Source organism: Pseudoxanthomonas sp. z9, from assembly GCF_006542425.1.
Lineage (GTDB): Bacteria > Pseudomonadota > Gammaproteobacteria > Xanthomonadales > Xanthomonadaceae > Pseudoxanthomonas_A.
This window is the reverse complement of record NZ_VFID01000012.1, coordinates 1-15,676: the sequence shown is the minus strand read 5'-3', so window position 1 is coordinate 15,676 and position 15,676 is coordinate 1. Positions and strand designations below refer to the sequence as shown.

Here is a 15,676-nt window from a genome sequence, read left to right as displayed (position 1 = left end):
GTTCACCGCCATGCTGCCGCCCCGGCCCGCACGTTGACCACGCGAACATCGGTGCCCAGACTAAGCCGCACTTATGGTCGGTGAACACCGCTTCCCTTCGCTTGCTGCCATCCGCGCCTTCGAGGCGGCCGCGCGGTCGGGCAGTTTCGCGCGCGCGGCCGAGGAACTGGACACCACCGCCGCCTCGGTGAGCTACCACGTGCGCCGGCTGGAACAGCAGATCGGCGCGCCGCTGTTCCTGCGCGGCGCCAACCGGGTGCAGCTGACCGAATCCGGCGAAATCGTCGCGCAGGAGGCCATCCGCGCATTCGCCGCGCTGCGCGCCAGCTTCATCCGCGCCGCTGCGGTCAACGAGTCGCGGCTGTCCCTGACCACCCTGCCGACCCTGGGCGCCAGCTGGCTGACGCCGAAACTCGGTGGCTTCCGCCAGCGCCATCCGGACATCGCGATCGAACTGGATCTGTCGGCCACCGCCGAGGATCTGGCGGGTGGCCGTTTCGACGCGGCGATCCGCAACGGCCACGGGCAGTGGCCCGGCCTGCGCGCAATCGAACTGTTCCCGAGCATCTTCATGCCGTTGTGCGCGCCGGCGCTGGAGGCCGCCGCCATCGGCCTCGCCCAACCCGGGCACGCCCTGCCGGTGCCGCTGCTGGGCCGGCCGGACTGGTGGGCGTTATGGTTCCGCAGCCTCGGCAACGACACGCATGCGCCGCCCGAACGTTTCGCCACCCAGTTGTCCGCCGAACACCTGGACATCGCCGCGGCCATCGCCGGCCAGGGCATCGCGATCGGCTCGCCGCTGCTGTTCCATGACGAAATCGCCGCCGGCCGGCTGGTGCCCGCGCATCCGCACGTTGCCGGCGACGGTCGCACGTTCTGGTTCACCTATCCGGTGGCGCGCCACGCCAGTCGCAAGATCGCCTGCTTCGGCGAGTGGCTGGAAGGTGAAGCGGCACGGGCGCGCGAGCGCGCGCGCGGCTGGCTGCGCGCGGCACGGGTTCCGGTCGCCTGACCGCGCGCCCCGTCAGGGCGTGGTCGCCTGGCGCAGATCCAGTTGGTCCCGCGGCGGCCGCTGCACGCGCAGCGCCTGCAGGCCGCAGATGTCGACGTTCTCGTAGACCATCTTCTGGCCGGTGCGGAAGGTGAAGCGCACGTCGTAGCGGCAACCGACGCCGTGCAGCTCCACGGTCGAGGAGTCGCCGCCGCCCCGCACCGCTTCGCCCAGGGCCACGTCCTGGAACCGGCCGCTGCCGGGTTCGGCCACTTCCAGCCGATCGATGCTGTCGTGGGCGCGATTGACCAATGCCAGATAACGGATGCCGGCGGATGCGGGAGGTTCCGCCGCGTCCGCGCGTGCGGCGGGAAGGACCATCAGTACCGCGACCAGCGCGGCAATCGGGAAGCAAGGACGCTGACGCATGACGAACTCTCCAGGGCAACCGGCCGCCGTCATGGCCGCCGTCGCAAGCATCAGGCGACGTCCCGCGCACTCCCGGCAACGGAGTCGGGACGAATCGTCGTGGCCGGATTCCCAATCGTAGTGGGCGGGCCCTTGCTTTTTCTTTGCGCGGAAGTGCGCTTAGGATGCCCTGCCCCACCCGCCACCGACCCACCGCGACCGCCGCATGAAGATTCGTCTGGGAACCATCGAAATCGGCCTGGCCCGCTACCTGGCCCTGTGGCTGCCGGTGACTTTTGTATTCATCGTGCAGGGCATCATTGACGACCTCGCCTCCGGCCACCTGTGGGCGCTCACGGATTACGTGCGCTGGTCGGTCATCGTCTGGTACATCTGGGCCGCGCTGGCGCCGTGGGTGTTCCGCCTGGCCGAACGCCACCCCGTGCAGCCGCCGTATCGCGCCGGGCCACTGCTCTTCCATCTGTTCGCGGCCAGCGGCTTGACCTTTCTGTCGATGGTGGCCGGTGCCTTCATCTCCACCTTCTTCGAACCCAGTTCCTTCGGCGAGCAGCTCGCCCAGTTCTTCACCAAGTACATCACCATCGGCGTGGTGACCTACTGCGCGCTGGTGGCCATCCAGCATTCGTTGCGCTTCCAGGCCGAGAAGGCCCGCCGCGAACTGGAGGCCAGCCAGCTGGCCACCGAACTGGCGCAGTCGCGCCTGCAGGTGCTGAAGACCCAGTTGCAGCCGCACTTCCTGTTCAACACGCTGCATGCCATCGTCACCCTGCTGGACGAGGACAAGGTCAGCGCCGAGGACATGCTGCTGCGGCTGAGCGATCTGCTGCGCGCGTTCCTGGAAGACTACGACGGCCAAGAGATCACCCTGCGGCGCGAACTGGCGCTGCTGGATCTGTACCTGGGCATCCAGCGCAAGCGCTACGGCGATCGCCTGACCACCCAGATCTATATCGCTCCGGATCTGCTCGATTGCGCCGTGCCCAGCCTGCTGCTTCAGCCGATCGTCGAGAACGCCATCCGCCATGGCATCGGCCAACGCGTGGGCGGCGACCGCATCGAGATCGAGGCGCGGCGCGAGGGCGAACACCTGCTGCTCGAAGTGCGCAACGGCAACAGCGTGCTGGAGGAAGGCGGCAGCCCGGGCGGCCATGGCATCGGCCTGTCCAACACCCGCCTGCGCCTGCGCGAACTGTACGGCGAGGGCGCCGATCTGCGCCTGGACATGATCTGGCCGCAGGGCGTGGCCTGCCGCATCCGCCTGCCCTACCGGCTGCTGGAGGAACTGGACGACGTCCCGGAGCACGTGCCGGCATGAGCATCGGCGTGCTGGTGGTCGACGACGAGCCAATCGCGCGCCATGCGATCGTGCGCCACCTGCGCACCGATCCGGACATCGAACTGCTGGGCGAATGCGGCGACGGCGCCTCGGCGCTGGCGGCGATCCGCGCGCAGTCACCGGATCTGGTGTTCCTGGACATCCAGATGCCGGCGATGACGGGCATCGAGGTGGTCGACGCGATCGGCCAGGCGCGGATGCCGGCGATGGTGTTCGTCACCGCCTACGAGCAGTACGCGGTCAAGGCCTTCGAGGCCAATGCGGTGGATTACCTGGTCAAGCCGTTCAGCCGCGAGCGCTTCGCGGCGACGCTCGCGCGCGCCAAGGATCGGCTTTCGGCCGATCGCGGTCCGCGCGACGGCGAGTCCCGGCGGATCCTGCAGGCGCTGGAGGAGTTGCGCCAGCGCGACGCCTGGCTGCAACGGATTCCGGTGCGCGTGGACGAACACGTGGTGCTGGTGCCGGTGGACGACATCGTCTGGATCAAGGCCAACCGCAATACGGTGGAACTGCATCTGGCCGATCGCGTGCATGAGCTGCGCGAAACCATGGCGGCGCTGGCCGAGCGACTGGACCCGCGCCACTTCGCCCGCATCCACCGTTCGGCGATCATCAACGTGCGCCGGGTCAAGGCGATCCATCCCTGGTTCAACGGCCACCACGTGGTCACCCTGGACACCGGCCAGGAACTGCGCATGAGCCGCTACCAGCACGAAGCCTTCCTGCGGCTGGTGACCACGCGCCAGGCGGAGCGCTGAGCGCAGACCGCGGGCTTTTTTGGTCCGGGATGGCGGGGCGCGAGATGTTCCCTCCGGCAACGGCGTTCCCCTCTATCCTGCCTTGCGGACAGGAGCGCCCTCCGATCGCGCGCGCTTCACGGGCGCGGAGAGGATGCGGGAAGCCCGCGCCGGCGACGGCGCGCCTGCCGCGTTGTCCTCGATGACGAACACGTCGACGGCCTCGGCGAGGCTCTGCGCTTGTTGCTCCATGCTGCGGGCGGCGGCGGAGGCTTCCTCGACCAGGGCGGCGTTCTGCTGGGTGGTCTCGTCCATCTGGGTGATGGTCTGGTTGACCTGCTCGATGCCGGCGGACTGTTCCTGCGAGGCGGCGGCGATTTCGGCCATGATGTCGGTGACCCGCTGGACCGAGGCGACGATTTCACCCATGGTCGCGCCGGCCTGGTTGACCAGCGAAGAGCCGGTGGCCACCTGGTCCACCGAGGCCTCAATCAGGCCCTTGATTTCCTTGGCCGCGTTGGCGCTGCGCTGGGCCAGGGTACGCACCTCCGAGGCCACCACCGCGAAGCCGCGGCCCTGTTCGCCGGCACGGGCCGCTTCCACCGCTGCATTGAGGGCCAGGATGTTGGTCTGGAAGGCGATGCCGTCGATGACGGCGATGATTTCGGCAATCTTGCGCGAGGCCGCTTCGATGTCGCGCATGGTGGTGACGACCTGGCCGACGACGTTGCCGCCCTGGGAGGCGACGGAAGCCGCGCCGATGGCCAGCTGGTTGGCCTGGCGGGCCGAGTCGGCGTTCTGGCGCACGGTGGAGGTCAGTTCCTCCATGGAGGCGGCGGTTTCCTCCAGGTTGGCGGCTTGTTGTTCGGTGCGGCGGGACAGGTCGGCGTTGCCGGAGGCAATCTCGCCGGCGGCGGTGTTGATGGCGGTGGAGGCGTCCTGGATGCGGGAGACGATGTCGGTGAGCTGGGCGACGGTGGCGTTGGCGTCGTCGCGCATGCGGGCGAACACGCCGTGGAAGTCGCCGTCCATGCGTACCGTCAGGTCGCCCCGCGAGAGCGCGGACAACACGTATTGGAGTCTGGACAGATTGCCCTGCAGGACCTCGAACAGCGCGTTGATGCTGTGCGCCAACGGTTGCAGGTAGCCCTGCTTGCCGGACACCTCGATGCGGCAGGCGAGGTCGCCCTCCGCCGCCGCGCGCAGCAGCGCGGTGATCTCGCGCTCCACCATCTTCTCCATCGCCAGGCTCTTCCATTCCAGGGTGGCACCCATCCGCTCGCCATCGATCCGGATCGGGCTCGCGACCAGCAGATAGTCTTCCCCACCCAGCGCGACGGTCTGCTCGAAACCCGCCTCCTCGTCCCGGATGCGCCGTGCCACCGGCGCCAGCGCGTCGTCCAGCCGTTCCAGTGGCTGGCCGTCCGGCGCGACGATGCCGTGACCCGCCAGCGCCTCGCGCAGACCGTGGTTGGCGAAAGCGATCGTGCCGTCGGCGGCGAGCACCATCAATCCCGCATGCGCGTGGTCCATCGCCTGGCGGATGCGCGCGTTCTCGCGGGCCGCCGCGCGTTCGCCGTCGATGCGTTCGCGCAGGCGGGCCTGCATGTGCGCCAGCGACGTCATCAGCTGGCCGATTTCATCATGCGGATTGTCGACCCGCACGACCGTGTCGAGGCGGTCGTCGGCGATGGCGCCCGCCACTTCGGCGGCTTCGGCCAGCGGCCGGCGCACCGCCCGCCGCACCGCCCACAGCACGCCGCCCAACACCAGCGCCACGCCGGCCAGCGTGACGACGAACAATACCGCCATGCCGATCCGTTGCGAGCGCTGCTGGCGCGCCGCGACGGCCAGCCCGCGTTCGCGGGCCTGCTCCAGATCCGCCAGCGCCGGCGCGATGGCGGCGGCGGTGTCTTCCAGCGACGAAATTTCCACGTCCAGTCCGACCCGCGCGGCGGTATACGCCAGCAGTGCCGCCTGGTAAGCCTCCGCCTGCTGGCGAAGCTCGTCGCGCCGAACCTCGTCGATGCGGCTCGCCGACAGCGCCAGTTCGAACGGCAGCTTCTCCTCGCTGACCCGGTCCGCCAATGCGGAATCGCCGCTGCGCAGGAATTCGCTCTCGAAACGGCGCATCCGTTGCATCGGGGCGTCCAGCGTCGCGACCTGTTCGGCCTGCACTGCCTCTTCCAGCGCCTGGCCGGCACCGCGCAAGGTCGCGGACAGGCTGGCGTCGCCCTGTCCCATCTCGTCCACCCGCGTATTCAGCGCATCGATGCCGGCGGCGAACTCGTCGATGCGGCCGGCGGCCGCGTCCAGCAGTTTCCTGTCCGCCGCGCCGGCCGGATGCTTGCGCAGTCGTTCCAGGTCGCGACGCAGGCGCTGCTGCGCCTGCCGCAGGGCATCGCGGTCGGCGCTGTCCAGGCGGGTCGCATAGACCGTCTGCAATCGCCGGGTCTGCTCGACCTGCCGTTCCAGCGCGGCGAGCAGCGCGCCGTAACCCTGCTGCGCCTGGAAGCTGGCGGCGGCGCGCGCCTGCCCGGCGCTGGCCTGCCAGTACGACAGCGCGATCAGCGACAATCCCGCGCCGGCCACCCACGCGCACAGGCGCAGCTTGCCGGCAATCGTCATCCGGCCCAGCCACCGCGCCAGCACGGCGCGGGTGTCGTGGAAGGAAAGGCGTCGGGGGAACGGGCGCTTCCAGGAGAAAGGCGGGAGGAAGGCGGTCGGCATGGCGGACTCCGGGCAGAATTCTGCATCGGTATCGGCCGTTTTTTGCCGGACTTTAGCGCTGGTTTTCATGCCGCTCGCGCACGGCATCGGCGGCCGCGATGTTTTACCCGGCGCATGCGACACCGCGATGACGTCGCGCAATCACCGCCATGTCGAAGCGCCGCATGCAGATGACGGAACGTCATCAGCCGCGTCTCGGAACTGTCATACAGGCACGCTAGGTTCGCGGCCCCATGTGCATACCCGATTCCGTCGTCTCGTCAGATCCGTTGCTGGACACGGTCCTGCGCGGCCGCGAACTGCTGGCGGCGTTCCAGCCCGTAGTACGGCTGGAGGACAACAAGGTGGTCGCGCACGAGGGGCTGATGCGCATCGCCGGCCGCACCTGTTCGCCGCTGGAGCTGCTGGATCGCGCGCGCGCCGCCGGCCGCCTGGGCGAGTTGGAAACCGTCGCCGCCGGCACGCTGGCGCGCGGTTTCGACTTCGATCGCGGCGGCCGCCTGCTCGTCAACCTGAGCGCCCACGCGATCCTTCAGGGCGCGCTGCGCCCGCAGCAGGTCATCGAGGTGCTGCTATCGGCCGGCCGCGACCTGGGTCGCTTCGTCATCGAGATTACCGAGCGCGACATCGTCGAGGACGTCGGCCGGCTGGCCGACGCGCTGGGCTACCTGCGCGCGGCCGGCATTCGCATCGCCCTGGACGACTTCGGCAACGGCCATTCCAACTTCGAGCTCTGGCACGAGCTGTCGCCGGAATACGTCAAGCTCGATCGCTACCTGATCCATCACATCGCCGACAGCCCGGGCCGGCTGAGCATCGTCCGCTCGTTGGTGCAGGTGGCCGAGAGCCTCGGCGCGGAGCTGATCGCCGAAGGCGTGGAACGGCTGCAGGATCTGGCCATCATCAAGGACCTCGGCATTCCCTATGCGCAGGGCTACCTGCTCGGACGCCCGGCCAGCGAGGTGGCGCTGGCGGTGCCGGAGGAAGTCCGCGAAGCGCGCTTCGAGAAGCTGCCGGTGTGGCCGCGCGCCCGGCGCGCCTCCGATTTCCGCGGGGTCACCGCCGCGCACCTGCTGATCGATGCGCCGTCGCTGACCGACGAGGCCAGCAACTTCGACGCCGAGCAGCTGTTCCGCAACCATCCCGATTTGCCGTCGTTGCCGGTGGTGGATCTTCACGGCCAGCCATTGGGCCTGATCAACCGACGGGTGTTCAACGAGCGCATGGCGGTACCGTTCGCGCGCGAACTCGACGGCCGCAAGTCCTGCGTGCTGCTGATGCACGCCTCGCCGATCGTCTGCGACGTCGGCCAGAGCATCGACGCGATGTCGGAGATCCTGCTGGGCGAGGACCAGCGCTACCTGTCGGATGGCTTCATCATCACCCGCGACGGGCGCTACCTGGGCGTGGGCACCGGCGAAGCGCTGGTGCGGCGGGTGACCGAACTGCGCATCGAGGCCGCGCGCTACGCCAATCCGCTGACCCTGCTGCCCGGCAACATCCCCATCTCCGAGCACATCGGCCGCCTGCTCGAAACCGGCCGCCCCTTCGTCGCGGCGTACTGCGATCTCAACAGCTTCAAGCCGTACAACGATCAGTACGGCTACTTCCGCGGCGATCGCATGATCCGGCTGGTCGCCTCCACCCTGCTCAAGCACGTGCAGCCGAGCATGGATTTCGTCGGCCATGTCGGCGGCGACGATTTCGTGGTGCTGTTGCAGAGCGAGGATTGGGAACGGCGCTGCCGCGACATCATCGCCGACTTCAACGCGGCCTCGCGGGCGCTGTTCGACGAACCGGACCTGGCCCGCGGCGTGCTGGAAAGCGAGGACCGCAGCGGCCGCTATACCACCTTCCCGCTGACCACCCTGACCATCGGCGTGGTCCAGGTGGATCCGGCCCGCTACGACAGCGCCGAGCAGGTCGCCTCCGACGCCGCCGCCGCCAAACGCCATGCCAAGCGGCACGGCCTGGGCCTGCACGGGGCGTCAATCGCGGAACCGGTCACGGAATAGGATCGCCCGCGCCGGCTGTCACACAATCAGAACGCGGCCCTCGTATAGTCCGCCGCATGGAGACCTTGGCCGAAATCCGGATTGCCCTGGATGCCGCCAGCGACCGGCTGGCGCGCGGCCTCGTGCGCCAGCCCGCGCAGGAATTCCTCGACGATCTATGGACCCGCGTCTACACCGGCGCATCGGTGGACCTGCAACCCTACATCTGGTCGCGCCTGGTCGAACTCGGCGCCGGGCTGATGCTGCCGGCGGACCAGAACAGCCGCTTCCAGCCGCCGGCCAGCCACTACCGTCTCTGACCACTGTTCAGGCCGGCAGGGCCTGCGGGCGCTCGCCGGGACAATAGCCGCGAAGATAGTCCATGTGCGCAGGCAGCTGGCGCACCGTGGCGTTCACGCCTTCCCGGATTTCACGCATGAAACGGGCCAGTTCGGCTTCGCCCATCACATCGGCCAGCGGGTGATGGCGCTTCGGCACGATGCCCTGCCCGGTCATCACCTGGATCCAGGAATTCTCCGCGAACAGTTCCGTCGGCACGTGGTAGACATTCCCCGTTTCGCGGAACAGGTCGATCCGCCGCTGCAGCGACGGCGGCAGCTCCATCGTCCCGACCGTACGCCAGTAGGGCGTATCCCTCCGCCGGGTCGCATGGTAGTGCAGGACGACGAAATCCCGGACGTGCTGCAGTTCCGCGTCCAGGCGCGCGTTGTAGTCGTCGATGGCTTCCTGGGTGATGACATGCGGAAACGCGTGCAGCAGGCGCAGGATGCCGCGCTGGATCAGGTGGATGGTGGTGGATTCCAGCGGCTCGATGAAGCTGCCCGCCAGCCCGAGCGCCACGCAGTTCCGGCTCCAGCACTTGTGCCGCTGGCCGGGCCGGAACCGGACCGGCCAGGGCTGCTTGATGATCTCCCCTTCCAGGCTGGACAGGAACTCCTCGCGCGCCTCTTCGTCACTGATGAAACGGCTGGAATAAACAATGCCGTTGCCCACGCGATGCTGCAGGGGAATCCGCCACTGCCAACCGGCCCTGCCGGCGATCGCTCGCGTGTACGGCACCGCGTCGCGCACGGCAGTGGTCTGGGTGGCCAGCGCGCTGTCGTTGAGCAACCAGTGCGACCAGTCGGTGAATCCGACGTTGAGCGCCTTGCCGATCAGGAGCGCGCGGAAGCCGGTGCAGTCCACGAACAGGTCGCCTTCGATCACGTCGCCATTTTCAAGGCGCAGCGCGTCGATGCAGCCCGATGCCCCGTCGATCTGCACGTCCGCGATCTTGCCTTCCACCCTGCGAACCCCGTAGCCCTCGCTGAACCGGCGCAGGAAGCGCGCGTACAGGCTGGCGTCCAGGTGGTAGGCGTAGTTCATCTGGTAGCGCGGCAGGTGCGCGAACCGGTCCTCCAGCGCCGCCTTCAGTTCGATGCAATAGTCGTCGTAGCTCCCGGCGAGTCCCAGCGCATGGGCACGCATCCAGAAGTGGTGGAAATTCGCCATCCAGTGATCGCGCCCGGTGACGCCGAACGAGTGGATGTAGCGATGCCCGACTTCGCGCCATCCTTCGAAGGAAATGCCGAGCTTGATCGTGCCCTGGGTCGCGGCCATGAACTCCTGCTCGTTGATCTCCAGCAGGCGATGGAACGTCACGAGCGTGGGAATGGTGGCCTCGCCGACGCCGACCGTCCCGATCTCCTCCGATTCCACCAGGGTGATGTCCAGGACCTTGCCCAGCATCCGCGACAGCGCCGCCGCCGCCATCCAGCCCGCCGTGCCGCCGCCGGCGATGACCACCCGCCTGACGGTTTTTCCGTTGATGCCTTCGGCCTGCGACATGGATTTTCCTCAGCGGTTGAGTCGTTTCAGCAATCGCGCGCGCAACTCGCGCACCCGGTTCTCGTCCATCGGCCCGAGCACGCGGCGGGCCGCTTCCGGCATGTGGTCGGCGGTGGCCTCGCCAGGCACGAACACGTAGTGATCGAACACGTCTCGCCAGATGGCACGCTGTTCAGGCGGAAGATCGCGCACCGTCATCAGCGCCAGCATCAGCGCGTTCATCGGCGTGTCCATCCAGGCCGGCGATTGCCGCCACCAGTAGTTGACCAGCACGTTGAAAGGTTCCAGTCCCTCCATGTGGTGCCACCACATCGAGGGAATCAGCACCGCGTCGCCGGGCGCCAGTTCGGCCACCCGCGCGTGCTTCCACGCCTCGGCGAAACGCGGGTGGCGCTCCAGATCGGGCGCGGCGAAATCGACCAGGCTGATCGGCTGTCCCGCCGGGGTGAAATCGAGTGGCCCCACGTACAGGTTCGCGAGCTGATCCGGCGGAAACAGGGTGACGCGTCGCCGGCCGGCGACGACGCAGGCCAGGTTGTCGGGCACGTCCTGGTGCGCGGCGATGCGGGTCCGGTTGCCGATCCAGATGCTCGCGAGCGCCTCGTGCTCCCCAAGCCGGAGATCGTTGTGTCCGCGAAACCCGGGCAGCCAGGTATCGAGGGTGGTGGAGGCGACATAGATGGCCGGCGGTGCCGGATCCGGCAGGTACTTGCGCAGCGTGTCCAGCGCCACGCCCAGTGGGACTTTCTCCTGGCGGAAGTTGAAACCCTGCAGATCGGCGTCATAGAAGAAGCGACCCCGGATATCCGGAGGCCCCACCGTCGCCACCACCGGCGGCGCACCGGGACGTTCGAATCCCTTCAGATACGCGATCGCCTCCTCCGTCGAGCGCCGCGCTGCCTGGACCATCGGCCAATGGGCAACCAGTCCGCGCATGACCCGCGGGCGTGAGGATTCCAGCAAGCGGGCCGGCAACGCGTGCGGATCGACGCCGGTAATCTCCTCGATGGGTTCAGCGGTGGGCAGCATGGCGGCGGTTGAGCCTGGCAATGAGGCCGCGGAAATTGGAGAGCGAGGCAATTGCCATGTAGATCGCTTCCAGGTGGCCGGCGGCATGCAGGCTGGCCAGCGCCCCGGCGTCCAGCGCTTTCAGGCGTTCCTCGTGGATCGTGTGGAAGCCCGCCAGCCGGCAAGGCGTGCCATCGTCCAGGGCGATATCGAGTACGAACGATTCCAGAAGGCCATGCGCCAGCAACGCGGCCGACAACGCCGGATTGGCGGCAAGCCCTTCGTGCAATGCCAGCAGCACGGAATTTACCCGCTCCAGATAGTCGGTGGTTCCGCCATGTTCACGGAACACGGCCTCTCCCGCATCCCCGCCGACGCGGGGATGGTCCAGGTCCACATGAATGAGCAGTTCCCCGCCCGAGGCGCCGATCAGGAACGGTTGCCGCTCCACCGACAGCGGAAGGTAGGGCGCCTGCCAATCGTCCCCTTCCAGGAACAGGTTCTGCCCCGGCTGGAACCCGAACAGCGCCACCGGCTGGAAGCTACCGTCCTGCAAGCGCTGGAACACGATTGGATAATGCGGCTGGACGGCGCGGAACTCGGCCGGGAAGATCGGTGCCAGCATGAGCGCGTCGCCCAGTGCCTCGCCGCGACGGACGTCGACGCGCAGATCGCGATGATCGATGTTGTTGAGCAGGGCGTATCGGGGCATTGCGGGAACCATGCTGTCCGGGCTGGCCCCATGATAGGCCGGTCGCCGCACGCTGGCGGCGGCCCGGCCGTTCATGGGTCCCGTTTCAGAACTTGTAGCGCAACCCGAACATGTAGCGCGGCCCGTTCTGGGTGACCCACAACGCCTGGTTCACGTGCCGCCCATGGACGCGCTGGGTTTCGTCGGTCAGGTTGATGCCTTCCAGGCTCAGGCTCAGGTGATCGTTGACCTGATAGCTGACGTTGGCATCCAGTTGCCCGTAGGGCTCGGTGTAGTTCGGGTTCGGACCCTGGCCGTCGAAGCGGCTGGACAGGAACTTGTCGCGCCAGTTGTAGGCCAGCCGTATCTGCCACTTGTCCTTGTCGTAGAACCCGACCACGTTGAACGAATCGCTGAGGCCTTCCAGCGCGAACTGTTCGCCGAGGTTGTAGTTGTCGTAGGTGAGGCTCGAGTTGACGATGGTGTAGTTGGCGGCGATGCCGAATCCGGTGTCCTCGATCATGTGCTGGACGTTGAACTCCCAGCCGTCCAGTGATGCCGATTTCTGGTTGGCCGGAACGGTGATGTCGAAGCTGGCGACGGGGTCCCCCGGCTGGCCGACGATGGTTCCGGTCTCCTCGCCGTTGCTGTTGGTGCCGGTGTGGGTCACCCCGGGGTCGCCGTCATGGTTGCGGAAGATGTAGTTGCGGATGCATACCATGTCGGTAGCCGGGCAGCCGGCATCGATCGCGTTGTTCCAGTAAGTGCCACCCACCGGCGTATGCAGCCCGAACGAGGTGTCGGCGACCTGGCTGGTGCCGATGTAGTTGTCGATGTTCTTGCGGAAGTAGCCCACCGACACGAAGCTGGCCTCGTCGTAGTACCACTCGAATGAAACGTCGAAGTTGTCCGACACCAGCGGTTTGAGTGCCGGGTTGCCCTGGCTGCCGTCGCCGCCGTCCACGCGCACGATGTTGGCGATGGTCTTGCCGCCCTGGATCTGCTCCCAGCCGGGCCGGCCGATGGTCCGGCCGTAGCTGGCACGCAGGACCATGTTGTCGCTCAGGTCCGCGCGCAGATCGAGATTGGGCAGCCAGTAGGCGTAGTCGCCTTCCAGCTGGGTGAAGCCGGCCTCGCCGTAGTTCACCACCATCTCGTTGGCGGACAGCCAGGTGATGGTCTGTCCGATCGGCACCAGCGCGGTGGATTCCACGTCGGTCTTTTCGTAGCGGACCCCGACCGCGGCGTGGATGGGCACCTTCCAGTCCCAGGTCGTGGTCCACTGCAGGAACGCGCTCTTGGACTTCTCCGTCGTGCGCATGTCGCGGGTGAACTCGTCCGGCGCCACGTAGCAGGTCGGGCAGGCCGGATTGTTCGCATCGCCGACCTGTGCGGCGCGCTGGCGCAGGCGTTCGAAATCGAACACCAGGAACCGGCTGCTCCAGCGCGGATCACTGTGGTTGTCGAAGCTGCTGAAGTAGCGCGACATGTCGTCCGCATACCAGATGTCGTCGTCGTAGTCGCCAGGCTGGCCCACGCCGCCCCAGGTATCGCGCTGCATGTACCCGTAGGCCGTGCGGTTCTGCACTTCGGTCGAGGCCACGCCGAAATCCAGCCCGGAGTAGTCGCCGAACTTGAAGCGTCCCTTGACCTGTCCCTGTTCCACTTCCGACTTGGTGTAGCTGTTGTGGAAGACCGATCCGGTCACCAGCGCGCGCGAAGGTTCCACTCCACCATTGGGGAACTCCATGTGCACGATTGGCAGCGGACGGCTGTAGTCGACGGTGGTGGTGCCGCGTACGAAGGCGGCCGCGGCCAGCACGCCGGCCGACCCATAGGGGCTGTCCGGCATCGTCTCGGCGGTGGAGTCGTGATAGTCGAATTCGAGGTTCAGCGCGTCGTTGACCTCCCACTCGACGTTGAAGCCAAGCGACTTGTTCTCGCTCTTGGTGGCGAACTGCGCACCGCCCATCGCCACGTCCGCCGTTCCCGAGGTGAACTCGGAGTAGGAGGTGGGCGCCGATACCGGACCATCGGTCCAGGTACTCTCGCCCGGCTGGTAGTTGAACCAGACCGACAGCTCGCTGCGTTGCTGCTGGATCTTGTTTTCCGAATAGGTGTAGTCCAGCGTGGTGGTCACCCGGTCGGTGGGAGCCCATTGCAGGACGAGCTGGCCGTTGGTGCGCTGGCGCTGCACGCCATTGACGCTGTAGCCGGTGTTCTGCGGGCGTGAGTAGACGTCGTTGGGTCCGGGCCGGTTGGTGATGAGCTCTGAGTTGGGCTCGCCCGGTTGCGGCAACCGGTTCCAACTGGTGGTGTCGTCGCCACGGAACTTGGCCCAGCCGTTGGCGACCGACGCCTGGCTGAAACCGAAATCACGCTCCTGGTAGCTGGCCGACAGCGCCACGCCGAACTTCCCGTCGGCGAAGGTGTTGCTGAATATTCCCGAGATCTCCGGGGTGATCGACTCGCCCTTGAAGGTACGGGGCAGATTGTCCACGGTGGTGTCGTTGACCGCCTTGAGTCCGACGCTGGCGACCAGGCCGGGATTGTCGAGCGGACGCGCCGTCTTGATGTTGATGGTGGCGCCAATGCCGCCACTGGGCGTATCCGAACGCGCCGTCTTGTAGACCTCGATGGCGCTGATCGCTTCGGAAGCCAGGTTGGCGAAATCGAAGGCCCGCGAATTGGAAACGCCCGAGCCGCCCGGTCCCAGCAGCGCGCCGGGCATCTGCCGCCCGTTCAACAGCACGAGGTTGAAGTCCGGTCCCACGCCGCGCACGGTGACCTTGGAGCCTTCTCCCAATGAACGATCGATGGATACGCCGCTGATCCGCTGCAGGGATTCGGCAAGATTGGTGTCGGGGAATTTGCCGATATCCTCGGCGACGATGCCGTCGACCACGCCCTGCGAATCACGCTTCAGGTTCATCGACGACATGAAGCTGCCACGGATGCCGGTGACCGTGACGGTATCGAGCGTGGCGGGGTCGGCCTGCGGTGGCGTGGACTGCGCATCGCCCTGGTTCTGCGCGTTCTGCTGCGACCAGGCCGGACTGGCCAATGCCAGCAGCAGTGCCGATGTCAGGAGCTTCTTCTTCGGAACGAACTGCACCTGCTTCATGGATCTTCCTCCCCGGAAATTCACGAACTGCACGACGCGCGTTTGCTCAAGCGATAGCTGTCACCTCTGTTGGCGCCGAATTGGACGCTCGATTGACAGCGTTGTCAACTTTTCTGTCATTTTTCCTTTTCGGATGAAAAAACCGCTTGTTTTCGGCTATTTTTTCATTTGTGCAATGCAACTGAAATCGTTTTCCCCTCGTCAGGCATGCGATATTTTTCTGCTGGAACGCGCATCTGCTTTTTTCTATACACGTGTGCACAAACAGCCGGAGAAAAGACGCGCGCATAGCCCACGGCGCCGTTTCACCTGGCCTGGACACACGGTTTGTCTGCCGATGTCCTGCGCATGTCCGATGCGGACTTGATCGGACAACGGCTCTAGCGCGCGCGTGGCGGACGCCCCGTCGATTCCCGGAACAACACTTCGTGCTCCACATGCACCATCCGCCCAGCATCGGGCGAGCGGATCCGCGCCAGCAGTTCCATCGTCGCCAGCCGCCCCATTTCCGACGTTGGCTGGCGCACCGTGGTCAGGGCGGGATGGATGTGTCGCGCGATGGGCGTGTCATCGAATCCGCAGATGGAAAGATCGGCGGGCACGCGAAGTCCGCGCAGGCAGGCAACCCGGATGCACCCTGCCGCCATGTCGTCGTTGGCCGCGAAGATGGCCGTGGGCGGGTGCGCCATCTCCAGCAAGCGCTGCGCGGCTTCGATGCCGGATTCGAAGGAGAACTTCCCCTGCACGACCAGGCCCGGTTCTTCCTCGATACCCGCCGCTTCCAGCGC

The 15,676-nt window shown here is 66.9% G+C and carries 12 protein-coding genes; 5 read left to right on the top strand and 7 right to left on the bottom strand.

What is annotated here, in order from left to right; genetic code table 11:
* The first annotated feature begins 73 nt into the window (after positions 1–73).
* Positions 74–1,012: a LysR substrate-binding domain-containing protein gene (locus FG323_RS14115; RefSeq protein ID WP_141455353.1), complete on the top strand. Its 939-nt coding sequence runs from the start codon at positions 74–76 to the stop codon at positions 1,010–1,012.
* A gap of 12 nt (positions 1,013–1,024) precedes the next feature.
* Here FG323_RS14115 and FG323_RS14110 read toward each other — a convergent pair whose 3' ends face one another.
* Positions 1,025–1,420: a hypothetical protein gene (locus FG323_RS14110; protein WP_141455352.1), complete on the bottom strand. Its 396-nt coding sequence runs from the start codon at positions 1,418–1,420 to the stop codon at positions 1,025–1,027.
* A 205-nt stretch (positions 1,421–1,625) separates the two neighbouring features.
* Here FG323_RS14110 and FG323_RS14105 point away from each other — a divergent pair, with 205 nt between their 5' ends.
* Entirely contained in the window at positions 1,626–2,735 is a 1,110-nt protein-coding gene (locus FG323_RS14105) for a histidine kinase (RefSeq protein WP_141455351.1), read from the top strand.
* Complete coding sequence (locus FG323_RS14100) at positions 2,732–3,514, top strand: LytTR family DNA-binding domain-containing protein (RefSeq protein ID WP_141455350.1); 783 nt, start codon at positions 2,732–2,734, stop codon at positions 3,512–3,514. Before FG323_RS14105 ends, FG323_RS14100 begins: the two co-directional genes overlap by 4 nt.
* Positions 3,515–3,586: 72 nt before the next feature.
* On the opposite strand, the gene FG323_RS14095 is transcribed toward FG323_RS14100, so the two are convergent.
* Positions 3,587–6,223: a methyl-accepting chemotaxis protein gene (locus FG323_RS14095; protein ID WP_305000912.1), complete on the bottom strand. Its 2,637-nt coding sequence runs from the start codon at positions 6,221–6,223 to the stop codon at positions 3,587–3,589.
* Between the two features lie 233 nt (positions 6,224–6,456).
* On the opposite strand from FG323_RS14095, the gene FG323_RS14090 reads away from it, so the two are divergent.
* Positions 6,457–8,238: an EAL domain-containing protein gene (locus FG323_RS14090; RefSeq protein WP_141455349.1), complete on the top strand. Its 1,782-nt coding sequence runs from the start codon at positions 6,457–6,459 to the stop codon at positions 8,236–8,238.
* Between the two features lie 56 nt (positions 8,239–8,294).
* Positions 8,295–8,537 carry a hypothetical protein gene (locus FG323_RS14085; protein ID WP_141455348.1) on the top strand — a complete coding sequence of 81 codons (243 nt, stop codon included), beginning with the start codon at positions 8,295–8,297 and terminating at the stop codon, positions 8,535–8,537.
* Between the two features lie 7 nt (positions 8,538–8,544).
* Here the strand turns inward: FG323_RS14085 and FG323_RS14080 are convergent, their stop codons facing one another.
* From FG323_RS14080 to FG323_RS14060, 5 genes are all read right to left on the bottom strand, one after another.
* The gene (locus tag FG323_RS14080; RefSeq protein ID WP_141455347.1) at positions 8,545–10,065 is read right to left on the bottom strand and encodes a tryptophan halogenase family protein; all 1,521 of its coding nucleotides are present in this window, start codon (positions 10,063–10,065) and stop codon (positions 8,545–8,547) included.
* A 9-nt stretch (positions 10,066–10,074) separates the two neighbouring features.
* Positions 10,075–11,091 (bottom strand): cupin-like domain-containing protein, encoded by a 1,017-nt coding sequence (locus tag FG323_RS14075; RefSeq protein ID WP_181444259.1) that lies wholly within the window; start codon positions 11,089–11,091, stop codon positions 10,075–10,077.
* Positions 11,078–11,785, bottom strand: coding sequence for a SapC family protein (locus FG323_RS14070; RefSeq protein ID WP_141455345.1), 708 nt, complete (start codon positions 11,783–11,785; stop codon positions 11,078–11,080). Before FG323_RS14070 ends, FG323_RS14075 begins: the two co-directional genes overlap by 14 nt.
* An 85-nt stretch (positions 11,786–11,870) precedes the next feature.
* Positions 11,871–14,888, bottom strand: a complete 3,018-nt coding sequence (locus FG323_RS14065) for a TonB-dependent receptor (protein ID WP_141455344.1) — start codon at positions 14,886–14,888, stop codon at positions 11,871–11,873.
* A 380-nt stretch (positions 14,889–15,268) separates the two neighbouring features.
* Positions 15,269–15,676 (bottom strand): substrate-binding domain-containing protein (locus FG323_RS14060; protein ID WP_181444244.1); only part of this gene is annotated, 408 nt, incomplete at its 5' end.